Raw genomic sequence first — 14434 nt, forward strand, 5'->3', positions numbered from 1 at the left:
CCCTCAGCCGACGTCGAGCCGGGCCGCGCGGCGCAGCAGTCCCGGCGAGAGACGGCCGAGCAGGCGGGCCGCCTTGGCCTCGACGGTGACCGGGACGACCGGCTTGCCGGTGCGCACCGCGCGCAGGATCTCGGCGGCGACCTTCTCCGGGGGGAAGCCCCGGCGGGCGTAGAGCTTCGAGGCGCGTTCCTGCTTGGCGGCCTGCTCGGCGGCGCCGACGCCCGAGAAGGTGGAGGTGCGGGTGATGTTGGTGTTGACGATGCCGGGGCAGATCGCCGAGACGCCGATGCCGTGCGGCGCCAGTTCGGCGCGCAGGCAGTCGGAGAGCATCAGGACGCCCGCCTTGCTGGTGGCGTAGGCGGCGAGCAGCTTGGACGGCAGGTAGGCGGCGGCCGAGGCGAGGTTGACGATGTGTCCGCCCTCGCCGCGTTCGACCATCAGGGCGCCGAACGCCCGGCAGCCGTGGATGACGCCCCAGAGGTTGACGTCGAGGACCCGCTGCCACTCCTTCTCGGTGGTCTGCAGGAAGGTGCCGGAGTGGCCGATGCCGGCGTTGTTGACGACCACGTCGGGCACCCCGTGCTCGGCCGCGACCTGCCGGGCGAAGGCGTCGACCGCCGCGCCGTCGCTGACGTCCAGCCGGTAGGCGTGGGCGGGGGTGCCGATCAGGGTGCAGAGTTCGGCGGTGCGGCGGGCGGAGTCCAGGTCGAGGTCGGCGGCCACCACCCGGGTGCCCTGCTCGGCGAAGGCGAGCGCGGTGGCCCGGCCGATGCCGCTGCCGGCGCCGGTGACCACGGCGAGCTTGCCGCTGTCCGGCGCCCCCTGGCTCTCCCCGGCGGCGGTGCGGGCGGCGAAGTCCCGGACGAGGGCGGCCACGGCGGGGCCCTTCTCCAGGAGCGCCGACCAGTGGGTGGCGTTCAGGGTCCGCCTGGTCAGCCGGGGGACCCAGCGTTCCAGGCCTTCGGAGAGGAAGTCGGAGACGTAGTGGTCGCGTTCCAGCGTGACGAGTTGGACGGGCACCTCGGTGGGCCGCTCGCGGGGCCGGCGGATGGTGGGCCGCATGTTCGCCCGGTAGAGCTCGATCCCGCGGACGGCGTCCTGCTTGAGCGTCGCCTGCGGGTGCCCGGGCCGGGGCCGGACGGCCTCCAGGTCGCGCAGCACCCGGGGCCAGGCCCGGGCGAGCCAGAGCCGCCAGGTGGCGGGGGCGAGCACCGGCAGGTGGAAGGCGGTGATGTACCAGGAGTGCACGCCCTGGACCAGCAGCTGCCGCAGGTGGCGCGGGGTCGGGCGGCGCAGCCGGTGCCGGATCCAGAAGCCGAGGTGGTCCAGCGAGGGGCCGGACATGGTGGTGTAGGAGGCGATCCGCCGTTCGGCCCCGGGCTCGGTGACGGCCTCCCAGGACTGCACCGAGCCCCAGTCGTGGGCGACCACGTGCACCGGCTCGTCGGGGCTGACGGCCTCGGCGACGGCGAACAGGTCGGCGCCGAGCAGTTCCAGCCGGTACTCGCTGCGGGCGGCCGGGACGCCGGACCGGCCGGCGCCGCGGACGTCGTAGCGGACCACGTGGTGGTCCGTGGCGAGGTCGGCGGCGACGTCGTCCCAGACCGTGTGGGTGTCGGGGTAGCCGTGGACCAGGATGACGGTGGGGTGGGCCGGGTCGCCCTGCTCGAACACGGCGAGCGGCAACCCGCCGGAGTGGACGGTGCGGCGGCGGACGGTCATCGGGACTCCTCCAGGCTGTGCTGCGTGGTCCAGCGCCGCACGTGCGGCAGGTCGTCGTCGAGCCAGTAGGCGTCGTCCTCGGTGACCACCAGCAGCTCCTCGAACTTGATGCCCACCTCGCGGAAGCCGATGTGCGGTTCCACCGCCCACAGTCCGGGGGTGGGCGCGTGCCGGGAGGCCCGGCCGTCCGCCCACAGCGGGGAGCGGCCGTGCAGCCGTTCGCTGATCAGCTCCCGGCCGAGGGTCTGGAGTGTACGCACCCCGAACCCGAACAGGTTGACGCCGGCCGGTCCGCGCGCGGTGGTCCGGGTGACCTGGTGGCCGATCACCCGGCCCGGGTAGACCCGGTGCCGGTTGTCGTAGCCGTGGGCGGCGATCTGGGCGTCGACGGCGGCGTACACCTCGTCGAGCGGCTTGCGGGCCCGCACCTCCCGCAGGATCAGCTCGCGGTAGACCCGGAGGTCGGCGGCGAGCCGGTCCCAGACCGGGTTGTCGCCGACCTTTCCGCCGTAGCCGATGTCGGCGGTGTAGCCGTCCACCACGGGGGCGCAGTCGAGCACGTACGGCATGCCCTCGGCGAGCCGGCGGTTGCCGGCGAAGAACTGCAGCGGGGTGTGGAAGTGGCGGAAGGCGGTGCGGTCGCCGAACCAGGCGAACGGGACGTGGAAGAAGTCCTGCACGCCGGCCGCGACCAGGCGGCGGCGCAGCTCGGCGGTGGCCTGGCGTTCGGTGACGCCGGGTTCGATCCAGGCGGCGACCTGTTCGGCGCAGTGGTAGGCGAGCTGCTGGGTCTCCCGGAAGCGGGCGAGGTCGTGGTCGCTGTAGCGGAAGGCGGGTGCTGGCATCGGTCGGTCTTCTTCCTACACGTCGAGGACGAGGGTCTCGCCCTCGGCCGCCCGGGAGACGCAGGGCAGCAGGGCGCCGGCGGCCCGGTCCCCGGGGGTGAGGCGGCGGTCGCGGTGCTCGGGGGTGCCGGCCAGCAGCTGGACCCGGCAGGTGCCGCAGAAGCCCTGGTGGCAGGAGTACGGCAGGTCGGGGCGCAGCTCGCGGGCGACGTCCAGGGCGGAGCGGTCGGCGGGGACGGTCAGCTCGGGGCCGTCGGCGCCCAGCCGGAGGGTGAACGGGCGGCCGTCCAGGACCGGTGCGGCGCCGAAGCGTTCGAAGTGCAGCGAGCGCGCGGGCGAGGCGTCCAGGGCACGCTGGACGGCGGCGAGCATCGGGGCGGGGCCGCAGCAGTAGACGGCGGCGCCGCGGGGTGCGCGGGCGAGCAGGTCGGCGGCGTCGGGCGGGCCGTGGCGGTCGTCCGTGCGGATCTCGACGCGGTCGGGGCCGAGCGCCCGCAGCTCCTCGGTGAAGGGCAGGTGGGCGGCGGTCCGGCCGGTGTGCACCAGCCGCCAGTCGAGGCCCCGGCGGGCGGCCTCGCGGGCCATCGGCAGCAGCGGGGTGATGCCGATGCCGCCGGCCAGCAGGAGCACCGCGGGCTCGGCGCAGAAGGCGAAGCCGTTGCGGGGGCGGCGGGTGGTCAGCCGGGTGCCGGGGCTCAGGTCGTCGTGGACCTCCACCGAGCCGCCCCCGCCGCCGGCGATCCGGCGGACGGCGATCCGGTAGCCGTACCGCTCGGCCGGGTCGCCGCAGAGCGAGTAGTGCCGCTCGCGACCGGAGGGCAGGGTGAGCAGCAGCCGGGCACCGGGCTGCCAGGGCGGCAGCGGGCCGCCGGAGGGGTCGGCGAGCAGGAGTTCCGCCACGTCCTCGGCGATCCGGCGGTGGCCGGTGACGACCAGCCGCAGCGGGGCGGCCGGGCGGGGGGCCGGGCGGCGGGGGTTGCGGCGCAGGCCGGGGCGGCCGAGGGCGGGGGTGTACCAGTCGCTGAAGGCGGTCAGCCGGCGCAGGAAGCGGTCCGGCCGGGGGCGGCCGTAGAGGTCGGGCGGCGGGGTGAGGAGGTCCATCGGGGCGGCTCCGGACGGGGGGTCGGTTCGGTCGCTGGGGCGGGCGCCGGGCGGCGGGGTCAGTGCTGCGCCGCCGCGCGGGCGGCCGGGGAGCCGGCGAGGTAGCCGAGCGCCTGGCTGGAGGAGCCCTCCTGGGTGGGGTGGTAGCCGGGCCTCAGGTAGCGCAGGGCGGAGCGGACCATCCGGGCGGGTTCGGGCAGCATGCCGCGCCGGGCGATCTGCCGGGCCTGGCGCCAGGTGGGACGGACGCGGCCGTCGAGGGTGGGGTCGGCGGCGAGCAGGAAGCGCACGCCGCGGACCCACAGGTGGGTGAGGAGCGGGCCGGAGAGGGCCATGCCGCGGATCCGGCGCCAGTAGCCGGGGTCGAGGTGGACCATCAGGTCGTAGGCGACGCTGCGGTGTTCGACCTCCTCGGCGCCGTGCCAGCGCAGCAGGTCGAGCATGGTCGGGTCGGCCCCGGCCTGGTCCAGCCCGGGGGAGTTGAGCGCCCAGTCGCCGAGGAAGGCGGTGAAGTGCTCGATCGCGGCGACGTAGGCGACGCGTTCGACGATGCTCTCGCGGCGGCGGTCGGCGGTGGGGGCGGGCCGCTCGCCGAGGACGCGGTGGAAGAGCCAGCTGACCTGCCGGACGTACGGGCGGGGGTCGAGGCCCTGGCCGAGCAGGTGGTCCAGGACCTCCTGGTGGGCCTCGGCGTGGATGGCCTCCTGGCCGATGAAGCCGAGGACCTCCTCGCGCAGCTGCTCGTCGGTGACGTACGGCAGGGCGTCCTTGAAGACCTCGACGAACCAGCGCTCGCCCTCGGGCAGCAGCAGGTGCAGGACGTTGATGGTGTGGGTGGCCATCGGCTCGTCGGGGATCCAGTGCAGCGGCAGCTGCGACCAGTCGAAGCGGACGTCCCGGGGCTCCAGCACCAGGCTGTCGTGGACGTCGGTGGGACGGGGCATGGAGTGCCTCCTGACCTGCGGTGGGGGCGGCGACCAGCAGCAAACTACTCGCGGGTAGGGCGGCCGACAAGGGTTTCGGCGATTCTTATCGACACTGAGTCTAATAAGACCGCGAGGTGCCGGGAAGGGGGCGTGTGAGGACCAGTAGGGTGGAACCACCGACGCTCGGGACGGACCCGACCGACGAGAGGAGCGGCGCCGTGCTGGAGCAACCGGACGGCCTCGGCCCGGGCACCGTGGCCGGAGTGCTGAGGGAGCGCCCGCCGATGGACCGCGAACTGCCCGGCTTCGACCAGGCCGCCGCCCCCGCCGCCCCCGGCCCGCTCTTCGTCGAGTGGCTGCTCGGCGCGCTCACCGCCGGCGTTCCGGACGCCCAGGTCGGCGCCCTGTCCACGGTCGACGCCGACGGCCTGCCGGACGCCCGGATGCTGGTCCTGCGGGACGTCGACGCCGAGGGGGCCGGCTGGCTCTTCGCCGGCGACCGCGGCAGCCCCAAGGGCCGCCAGCTGACCGCCCACCCGGTGGCCGCGCTGACCTTCTACTGGCCGCCGCTCGGCCGCCAGGTCCGGATCCGCGGCACGGTCGAGGCCGCCGCCCCGGAACTGTCCGCCGCCGAGTTCCTGACCCGCTCCCCCGCCGCCCGCGCCGCGGCCCTCGGCGGGCCGCAGAGCGGGCCGATCGACTCCACGGACGCGTACGCGGCCGAACTGGCCGCCGCCCTGGAGCGGTTGGCCGCCGACCCGGGCCTGGTCGCCCCGGGCCACACGGTGTACACCCTGCGGGCCCTGGCGGTGGAGTTCTGGCAGGGCGACCGGGCCCGCCGGCACGTCCGGCTGCGCTACGAGCGGCCGACGCCCGGGGCCGAGTGGACCCGCGGCCTGCTGCGCCCCTGAGGGCCGTACGGGCACGGCAGGCGCGACGGGCGCGGCGGCGCGCGGACCGGCGGGGCGGGCACCGGCGGGACGGGCCCGGACCCGCCGGATGGGCCCGGACCCGCCGGGTGGACTCAGACCGCCATCGCCAGCATCAGCGGCGCCGCCTGCGCGGCCAGCAGTTCGGCGGCCCCCTTGAGGTGGTGGATCCGTTCCACCGGCATCGAGGTGGCCAGGCAGCCGACCGTGGAGCCGGCCGTGACCGGGACGGCGGCGCAGACCGTGCCCAGCGCGTACTCCTGGATGTCCAGCACCGGCACGGTGGCCGGCTGCCGCTCCAAGCGGTGCATCAGCTGCTCCGGGTCGGTGATCGTCCGGGCGGTGAGGCGGGCGATCGGATGGCGGGAGAGGTGGTCGCGGCGGCCGTCGTGGTCGAGCTGGCCGAGCAGGCACTTGCCGATCGCACTGGCGTGCGCGGTGGCCCGGAAGTCCACCCACTCGTCGACGGCGGGCGCGTGGTCGGCGGCCGAGACCGCCTCGACGCACAGCTCGCCGTCCTGGTACCGGCCGAAGTAGACGGCGGCGCCCAACTGGTCGCGCAGCTCGGCGAGTTTGAGGTGCAGTTTGGCCCGGATGAGCTGTTCGCGGTTCTGCCGGCCGAGCAGGGCGAGGGTGCCGCCGAGCGACCAGGTGCCGTCCGCGCAGTGCAGGTAGCCCTCGGTCTCCAGCTCCTCGGCCAGGCCCTGGACGGTGGCGGCGGGCAGCGAGAGGTCCCGGCCGAGCTCGGCGAGGGTGGCCCCGTCGGGGTGGCGGTCGACCGCCTCCAGCAGCCGCAGGGCGCGGCGCAGCACCCCGAACGGACCGGGCCCGCCCTGCCCAAGCGTGGCCTGGTGGCCCCGGGTCGGTGCCGACATGGCGTCCCCTCTCCGTCGCTGCGGCGCGGACCGGCCGCGCTGTCCAGACTAGCCAGCTGAGTGCCCGTCAGGGGCGGCTCTGCCGGATATCGTCGCAGGTGAGGCCGGAAAGTGCGGTTGGCATATGCGTGCCGTCCGCGGGGGCGACCGGGACGCGGGAACGCGACGGACCCCTCCCCACTGCCCGGGGGAGGGGTCCTCTCCCGGGCCGGCCGGCCCGGGGGCGAGGGTTGGTCGGGTGGCGTCGGGGTCAGCCCTCCTCGCCGGCGCGGAGCTCGGCGACGGCGGCCTCCAGGCGGGCGCCGTACTCCTCGTCGGCGGCGTGGAAGTGGGCCAGGTTCTTCTCGATGACGTCCTCGCGGCTGACCTGGGCCAGGAAGCCCGCGATGTTGTCGATCAGACGGGTCCGCTCGCCCGCCGACATCAGCCGGTAGAGCTCGCCGGCCTGGAAGAAGTCGTCGTCCTTGGTGTGCGCCGGCGTGGTGTAGGTGCCGGTGTGGCCGTCCAGGCGCAGCGGCGCGGCGAGCGCGCTGTCGGTCTGGGCCGGGCCGCCGAAGGAGTTGGGCTCGTAGTTCTTGGCGCGGCCTGCGGTGTTGAGCGCCGAGTGGCCGTCCCGGCCGTAGTTGTTGACCGCGGTCGCCCGCGGGGCGTTGACCGGCAGCAGGGTGTGGTTCACCCCGAGGCGGTAGCGCTGGGCGTCCGCGTAGGCGAACAGGCGGCCCTGGAGCATCTTGTCCGGGGACGGCCCGATGCCGGGCACGAAGTTGTTCGGCGAGAACGCCGCCTGCTCGACCTCGGCGAAGACGTTGTCGGGGTTGCGGTTCAGCACCAGGCGGCCCACCTTGACCAGCGGGTAGTCCGCGTGCGGCCACACCTTGGTCAGGTCGAACGGGTTGAAGCGGTAGTCCGCGGCCTCGGCGACCGGCATCAGCTGAACGTACAGGGTCCAGGACGGGAACACGCCCCGCTCGATGGCCTGGTGCAGGTCTCGCTGGTGGCTGTCGGCGTCCGCGCCGAGCACCTCGGCGGACTGGGCGCTGTCCAGCGAGCGGATGCCCTGGTTGGTCTTGAAGTGGTACTTGACCCAGAACGCCTCGCCCTGGGCGTTGACCCACTGGTAGGTGTGCGAGCCGTAGCCGTTCATATGACGGTACGAGGCCGGGATGCCGCGGTCGCCGAACAGCCAGGTGATCTGGTGGGTGGAGGCCGGCGAGTGGGTTTAGAAGTCCCAGACGTTGTCGGCCTCCTGCACGCCGGTGAAGGGGTCTCGCTTCTGCGAGTGGATGAAGTCGGGGAACTTGATCGGGTCCTTGATGAAGAACACCGGGGTGTTGTTGCCGACCAGGTCGTAGTTGCCCTCGCCGGTGTAGAACTTCAGCGCGAAGCCGCGCGGGTCGCGCACCGCGTCGCTGGCACCCAGGTTGCCGGCCACGGTCGAGAACCGCAGGAAGACCTCGGTGCGCCGGCCGACCTCCGCGAGGAAGTCCGCCCGGGTGTACTGCGCGACCTCGTCGGTCACCTCGAAGTAGCCGTAGGCGCCGGAGCCGCGGGCGTGCACCACGCGCTCCGGGATGCGCTCGCGGTTGAAGCGGGCCAGCTTCTCCAGCAGCTGCTGGTCCTGGATCAGCAGCGGGCCGTACTCGCCGGCCGAGGCGGAGTTCTGGTTGTCGGCGACCGGGGCGCCGGACTCGGTGGTCAAGATCTTCGACATGAGGGTCCTTCAGTTACGGCGGTGCGGGGTGAGGTGGAGCGGCGTCAGACGCCGAGCAGGCGCCAGACGGCCGAGCGGCGGCGGGAGGTCTGCTCGCCGTCGGGGCCGTCGGTCGGCTGCAGGGCGGCGACCGCGGCGGTGGTCGCGGCGGCGTCCGCGAGCGGACGGGAGGCGGTGAGCGCGGCGGCCTCGGCCGCGTTCAGACCGGCCCCGGTGAGGGCGGCGACGGCCTCGGCGGCCGGCAGCGCGTCGAACCAGCGCAGCGCCAGGGCGGCACGGCCGTCGTCGGTGAGCCTGCCGGTCAGCCGCAGACGGGCCAGGCCGCCGTCGGGGTACACGTTGATCCGTACGTGGGTCACCGGCCGGCCCGCGGGGAGCCGGAAGCGGTGCCGGGTGTCGGGCTGCAGGCGGGTCCTGGGGAGGATCTCGAACCAGCCGGACGGGTCGGTGGAGGGGTCGCCGCCCCGGGAGGCGTCGTAGCCCACCAGGTCGGCCCAGCCGGGGGCGTTGGCGACGAAATGGGTGGTGTCCACCTCGGCGGCCAGGACCTCGCCGCCCCCGGCCAGGGCGATCTGCACCCAGTCGTTGGCCTTGTCGCGCCGACGCCGGGTCTCCCAGCCCTCGCCCATGACGGAGGCGCGGCCGGGAGCGTTCAGGTTGTGCGGGGAGGAGAAGTAGCGGTCCGAGGCGGCCTCGGCCACGCCGCCGAACTCCTGGGCCGCCAGGTCGAAGGTGAGGCCGTCCAGGTCGCGCGGGTCGGGCCGCACCTCGCCGTGCACCCGCAGGCGGGCGACGCCGCCGTCCGGCCAGATGTTGAGCCGGACGTGGGTGTAGCGGGTCTCGTCCCGCACCTCGAACGCGTGGGCGGTGTCGCCGCGCAGCGCGGTGCGCGGCACCAGGTCGACCCACTCGGCGGCCAGCACCTCCTCCGGCGAGGGCTGCCCGGGGACGGAGGCGCCCTGCACCGAGCCGGTCTCCGGGTAGTTGCCGGTGAAGTGGGCGGTGTCCACGATCACGCCGCGGATCACCCCGGCCGCGCCGAGCCGGACGACCGCCCAGTCGTGGTCCTCGTCGGTGGGGTGCGGTTGCTCGGCGCTGACGCCGCGGCGGCGCTTGCTCTCCCAGCCGTCCATGATCTGGCCCTTGTGGCCGAAGGTGTGCGGACGGAACTCGGCCGGCTCGGCGACCAGCAGGTTCTCCGCGTCCGCGAAGGTGTCCTCGTTGGTGGCCACGACGCCGGCGCCGAGCAGCCGGGAGGCCAGGTCGACCAGCTCGGTGAAGGGAGCGCTCGGGGTCTGACTGGTGCTCAACGGAGGTCTCCTTCTATCGGCGGGTGATCTGGCGGCCGAACGGCTCGGCGGCGGTGTCCACGACCCGGCCGCGCAGCCAGGTGGTGCGGACGGCGCCGGTGAGGGTGCGGCCGGCGTACGGGGTGACGGGGTTGCGGTGGTGGAGCTCCTCCGCGCGGACCGCGAACCTGCCGTCGGGGTCGAAGGCGACCAGGTCGGCGTCGTGACCGACGGCGATGGCGCCCTTGGTGCCGGTCAGGCCGACCAGCGAGGCGGGGCCGCTCGCCATCCAGCGCACCACGTCGGACAGGGTGTGGCCGCGGCGGCGGGCCTCGGTCCAGATCGCCGGCAGGCCGAGCTGGAGGGAGGCGATGCCGCCCCAGGCGGCGGCGAAGTCGCCGCTGCCGCCGTCGCGCCGGAGCAGCTTGAGGTCGGGGGTGGACGGCGAGTGGTCGGAGACCACCGCGACGAACTCACCGGCCGCCAGGGCCGCCCAGAGCAGGTCGCGGTTGGACTCGTCCCGGATCGGCGGGCAGCACTTGAAGGCGGTGTCGCCGTCCGGCACCTCCTCGGCCGACAGGGTGAGGTAGTGCGGGCAGGTCTCGGCGGTCACCCGGACGCCGTCCGCCCGGGCCTGCCGCAGCAGCGGCAGCACGGCGGCGGAGGACACGTGCAGGATGTGCACCCGGGCGCCGGTCCGGCGGGCGGTGTCCAGCAGCCGGGCCACGGCGGTGGACTCGGCGTCGTCGGGGCGGGAGGCGAGGAAGTCGCGGTAGTGCACGCCGGGCTGCTGCGGGGCGGCGGCCAGGACGGCCGGGTCCTCGGCGTGGATGATCGCCAGTGCGCCGATCCGGGCCTGCTCGGTGAGCGCCGCCTCCAGGTCCGCCTGCTCGACGTGCGGGAACTCGTCCACGCCGGAGGGTGCCAGGAAGCTCTTGAAACCGAAGACGCCGGCGTCGTGCAGCGGTTCGAGGTCGCCGGTGTTGCCGGGGATCGCGCCGCCCCAGAAGCCGAGGTCGACCCAGGCCTGGCCCTCGGCGGTCTTCCGCTTGGCGATCAGGCCGTCCACGGTGGTGGTGGGCGGGACGGAGTTGAGCGGCATGTCGATGACGGTGGTGACGCCGCCGGCGGCGGCGGCCCGGGTGGCGGTGGCGAAGCCCTCCCACTCGGTGCGGCCGGGCTCGTTGACGTGGACGTGGGTGTCCACCAGGCCGGGCAGCAGGGCGAGCTCGCCGAGGTCGGTCAGGTGCCGGTCGCCGGCGAGCAGGGAGCCGTGCTCCGCGATCTGCTCGATCCGGCCGTGCCGGACCAGGACGTCGGCGGGACGCTCGCCGTCCGGCAGGACCACGCGGCGGGAGCGGATCACCGCCGTGCTGGGCGTCTCGCTGAGGGACATCTGGACCTCCGGGCCGGGTGCGTCTGGTGGGGCCGCTGATGACGGGCTGGCCGTGCCACCGAGGGAAGTTGAGGTCTGACCATCAGACTTTCACCCCGAGTGCTCGGAGCCTAGGCCCGCCTTCAACAAAACGTCAATGTAGGAACCTACGAGTGGTCGAACGGGGTCAGTCGGCCAGCAGATCGGCCGCCAGCCGCTCCCCCGCGACCTCCGCCAGCTCGGCCGCCCTGGTCATGCTGTCGCCGGGCTGCTCGGCCAGGTCGGTGAGGGCGACCGCGGCGGTGAAACCCGCCGCCCGCCACTGGTCCTCCGACAGTTCGAGCCGCCCTGCCACGGCAGCCACCCGAACCCCCGCCCGGGTGGCCGCCGCGGCAACGCCGGCGGGGGCCTTGCCGTGGAGCGTCTGTGCGTCCAGGCAGCCCTCGCCGGTCACGACGAGGCGCGCCCCACGCACAGCCTCGTCGAAACCCAACAGTTCGAGCAGGAGCTCGATGCCGGGTCGCATGGTGGCGCCGAGCAGGGCCAGGGCGGCGAAGCCGACCCCGCCCGCCGCGCCGGCACCGGGTGCGTCCCGCAGGTCCCGACCGGTCACCGTGCGGACGGCGTCCGCCCAGCGGGTCAGCCCCTCCTCCAGGACCACCAGGTCGTCGCCGTCGGCCCCCTTCTGCGGGCCGTACACGGCGGTCGCGCCGCGGGCCCCGAGCAGCGGGTTGTCGACGTCGCAGGCGACCACGACCTCCACCCCGGCCAGGCCGTCGGCGAGCGACCCGAGGTCGATCCGGGCCAGCCTGCGCAGGGCGGCCCCGCCGGGCGGCAGTTCGGCGCCGTCGGCGTCCCTCAGCCCGATGCCGAGCGCTTGGACCATGCCGGCGCCGCCGTCGGTGCAGGCGCTGCCGCCCAGCCCGAGCACGACGCGCTCGACCCCGAGGCCCACGGCCCGGGCGATCAGCTGGCCGACCCCGTAGGAACCGGCCGCGAGCGGGGCGGTCCGGCCGCCGGGGAGCCGGGCCAGGCCCGAGGACTGGGCCAGCTCGACCACGGCGGTGTCGCCCCTGACGGCGATCGCGGCGTCCACCGGCAGGCCGGTCGGACCGGCCACCTTCACCGGGACCCGGGTGAATCCGGCCGCCAGCGCGGCGGCCAGGGTGCCCTCGCCGCCGTCGGCGACCGGGAGCTCCCGGACCTCGACGCCGGGCCGGGTGCGACGGATGCCGGCGGCGATCCGGGCCGCGACCTCGGCGCCCTCCAGCGTGCCCTTGAACTTGTCGGGGGCGACGACGACATGGCCCTGAGCGGGGGTGGCGGGCATGGCGTGGGCCTCTTTTCCGGGTCGGGCTGACGAGCTGCGAACGGGTGCGACGTGGGGCAACCACAGCATGTGCTTACCCGGATTCCGGTACCCACGGGGTGCGACCCCCTCCCCGCCGTTCCCCACTCGTCCCGCTTCCGACGTACGAATGGGGCTCCCCTCGGCGAGGGAGGGGGCCGGGCGGCGACGCGCAGGCACGACCGAAGTGCCCCCGGGAGGGAGTGCGCGTGCCGCCGGCCCGGCCTCCTGGTGGCGCGGGCACGACCGGACAGGTACACGCCACCAGGAGGAGTCTGGATGCTCGCCGGGGGACGGTTGTCAGGGCACGTCCCCCGGCGAGGGGTCTTACTCCGCCCCGCGGCCGGAGAGGCGCTCGACGCCCCGGAGCAGGGCCGAGTGGTCGAGCGAGCCGTCGCCGTTGGCGCGGGCCGAGGCCACCAGCTGGGCCACCACGGCGCCGACCGGCAGTGCCGCGCCGACGGCCCGGGCGGCGTCGGTGACGATGCCCATGTCCTTGTGGTGCAGGTCGATCCGGAAGCCCGGGGCGAACTGGCGGTCGATCATGTTGGCCTTCTTGCGGTTCAGCACGGTCGAACCGGCCAGCCCGCCGCCGAGCACCTCCAGCGCGGCCGGCAGGTCGACGCCGGCGTTCTCCAGGAAGACCACGGCCTCGGCCAGGACCTGGATGTTGACGGCCACGATCAGCTGGTTGGCGGCCTTGACGGTCTGGCCGGCGCCGGCCGGACCGACGTGGACGACCGTGGTGCCGAGCGCATCGAAGAGCGGCTTCGCCTCGGCGAAGTCGGCCGCGTCGCCACCGACCATGATCGACAGGACCGCCTCGACCGCGCCGGCCTCGCCGCCGGAGACCGGGGCGTCCAGCGTGCGCACGCCCTTGGCGGCGGCGGCCGCCTCGACCTTGATCGAGGTCTGCGGGGTGATCGAGGACATGTCGATCACCAGGGTGCCGGCCGGCACGCTCTCCAGCACACCGCCCTCGCCCAGGATGACCTCCTCGACCTGCGGGTCGGCGGGGACCATGGTGATGACCACCTCGGCGCCCTCGACCGCCTCGGCGATGCTGGTGGCCCCCCGGCCACCGGCCGCCACCAGGGCGTCGATCGGCGGCTGGGTGAGGTTGAAGCCGGTCACCCGGTGGCCGGCCTTGACCAGGTTGGCGGCCATCGGGCTGCCCATGATGCCGAGGCCGATAAAAGCGATCGTGCGGGAGGCGCTCATCGCGTCGCGTTCCTTCGTACGTGGTGGGCCGGGGTGGTCCCGGCTGGGGGTGTGGACTCAGCTGGCGGCGCGCAGCTCGCGCGGGAGCCACCCGAAGCCGTCGGCACTGACGCCGTTCGCCGGGCGGTACTCCAGCCCGATCCGGCCGGTGTAGCCGGCGGCGGTGAGCCGGGCGAAGAGGTCCTCGAAGTCGAGGTCGCCGGTGCCGGGCTCGTTGCGGCCCGGGGTGTCGGCGATCTGCACGTGGCCGAAGCGGTCGGCGTGGGTGTCGATGACGGCGGCCAGGTCCTCGCCGTTCCGCGCCAGGTGGTAGAGGTCGCAGAGGAATCTGGCGTTGCCGAGTCCGGTGGCCGCGTTGACCCGGTCCACCACCTCGACGGCGGCGGCCGCCGAGACCAGCGGGTAGTCAGGGGACTCGGGCCGGTTGAGGGCCTCGATCAGCAGGACCGCCCCGATCGAGTCGGCCGCGCGGGCGGCGAGCACGAGGTTCTCCAGCGCCAGGTCGTCCTGCTCGGCGGCGGTGACCCCCTCGACGCGGTTGCCGTAGAGCGCGTTGAGCGCCGTGGCGCCGAGCGACTCGGCGAGGGCGGCCGCCACCGGGACGTTCGCCCGGAAGCGCTCCTTCTCGGCGGGCACCGAGACGGTGCCGCGGGCGCCCTTGGCGAGGTCGTCGAGGAAGTTGAGGCCGGTGAGCCGGACCCCCGCGTCACCGAAGGCCTTGCGGAGGGCGTCCAGCTCGGCGGCGGCCGGGGTGTGCTCGGTACCGAAGGGCCACCACAGCTCGGCGGCGGTGAAGCCGGCGGCGGCCGCGGCGGCGGGGCGCTCCAGGAGCGGGAGCTCGCTGAACAGGATCGACAGGTTGACCGTGTAGCTGTGCTTCGCGGCGGCAGTCACGTCGTTCACCTCTCATCTCTCTCTTCCATCTTCCGCAACTTCCACGATCCGGAAGAGCGATTCTGCTTGGTGGAAGCTTGTCCCGCGGTCCGCGGAGTGTCAAGGCTGCCGCAACAATTTGTTGAAGCATCCGGAACCCGGCCGCCGCACGCCCGCCCGGTCGTCCGATCGACCAGCCCCTGTCATCCACGGACCCGC

The 14434-nt window shown here is 74.6% G+C and carries 10 protein-coding genes and 2 pseudogenes; 1 reads left to right on the forward strand and 11 read right to left on the reverse strand.

Features of this window, described 5'->3' with window-relative positions:
• Positions 1-3 precede the first annotated feature (3 nt).
• The 4 genes from ACIOFR_RS04795 to ACIOFR_RS04810 are packed head-to-tail and all read right to left on the reverse strand — an operon-like array spanning position 4 to position 4612.
• Entirely contained in the window at positions 4-1722 is a 1719-nt protein-coding gene (locus ACIOFR_RS04795; RefSeq protein WP_400992444.1) for an SDR family oxidoreductase, read from the reverse strand.
• On the reverse strand, positions 1719-2567 hold the full coding sequence (locus ACIOFR_RS04800; RefSeq protein WP_400992445.1) for a M24 family metallopeptidase: 849 nt from the start codon (positions 2565-2567) through the stop codon (positions 1719-1721). The genes ACIOFR_RS04795 and ACIOFR_RS04800 overlap by 4 nt, the downstream gene beginning before the upstream one ends.
• Before the next feature lie 15 nt (positions 2568-2582).
• Entirely contained in the window at positions 2583-3668 is a 1086-nt protein-coding gene (locus ACIOFR_RS04805) for a PDR/VanB family oxidoreductase (RefSeq protein ID WP_400992447.1), read from the reverse strand.
• Positions 3669-3727: 59 nt separating this feature from the next.
• Entirely contained in the window at positions 3728-4612 is an 885-nt protein-coding gene (locus ACIOFR_RS04810) for a metal-dependent hydrolase (protein ID WP_400992449.1), read from the reverse strand.
• A 149-nt stretch (positions 4613-4761) separates the two neighbouring features.
• Here ACIOFR_RS04810 and ACIOFR_RS04815 point away from each other — a divergent pair, with 149 nt between their 5' ends.
• Positions 4762-5505, forward strand: coding sequence for a pyridoxal 5'-phosphate synthase (locus ACIOFR_RS04815; protein ID WP_400992451.1), 744 nt, complete (start codon positions 4762-4764; stop codon positions 5503-5505).
• A gap of 113 nt (positions 5506-5618) precedes the next feature.
• Here the strand turns inward: ACIOFR_RS04815 and ACIOFR_RS04820 are convergent, their stop codons facing one another.
• The 7 genes and pseudogenes from ACIOFR_RS04820 to ACIOFR_RS04850 all read right to left on the reverse strand — a co-directional run bounded on the left by ACIOFR_RS04820 (position 5619) and on the right by ACIOFR_RS04850 (position 14245).
• On the reverse strand, positions 5619-6398 hold the full coding sequence (locus tag ACIOFR_RS04820) for an IclR family transcriptional regulator (RefSeq protein WP_400992452.1): 780 nt from the start codon (positions 6396-6398) through the stop codon (positions 5619-5621).
• Positions 6399-6648: 250 nt separating this feature from the next.
• Positions 6649-8109 (reverse strand): annotated as a pseudogene (locus ACIOFR_RS04825) (catalase).
• Positions 8110-8366: 257 nt separating this feature from the next.
• Positions 8367-9419: pseudogene (alc, locus tag ACIOFR_RS04830) on the reverse strand (allantoicase); the annotation flags it as partial.
• A 13-nt stretch (positions 9420-9432) separates the two neighbouring features.
• On the reverse strand, positions 9433-10794 hold the full coding sequence (gene allB, locus ACIOFR_RS04835) for an allantoinase AllB (RefSeq protein WP_400992453.1): 1362 nt from the start codon (positions 10792-10794) through the stop codon (positions 9433-9435).
• A 166-nt stretch (positions 10795-10960) separates the two neighbouring features.
• Complete coding sequence (locus ACIOFR_RS04840) at positions 10961-12103, reverse strand: glycerate kinase (RefSeq protein ID WP_400992455.1); 1143 nt, start codon at positions 12101-12103, stop codon at positions 10961-10963.
• Between the two features lie 345 nt (positions 12104-12448).
• Positions 12449-13342: a 2-hydroxy-3-oxopropionate reductase gene (locus tag ACIOFR_RS04845; RefSeq protein ID WP_400992457.1), complete on the reverse strand. Its 894-nt coding sequence runs from the start codon at positions 13340-13342 to the stop codon at positions 12449-12451.
• Positions 13343-13399: 57 nt separating this feature from the next.
• Positions 13400-14245: a TIM barrel protein gene (locus ACIOFR_RS04850; protein ID WP_400992459.1), complete on the reverse strand. Its 846-nt coding sequence runs from the start codon at positions 14243-14245 to the stop codon at positions 13400-13402.
• Positions 14246-14434 lie beyond the last annotated feature (189 nt).

The organism is Kitasatospora sp. NPDC088346 (assembly GCF_044740765.1).
Taxonomy (GTDB): Bacteria; Actinomycetota; Actinomycetes; order Streptomycetales; family Streptomycetaceae; genus Kitasatospora.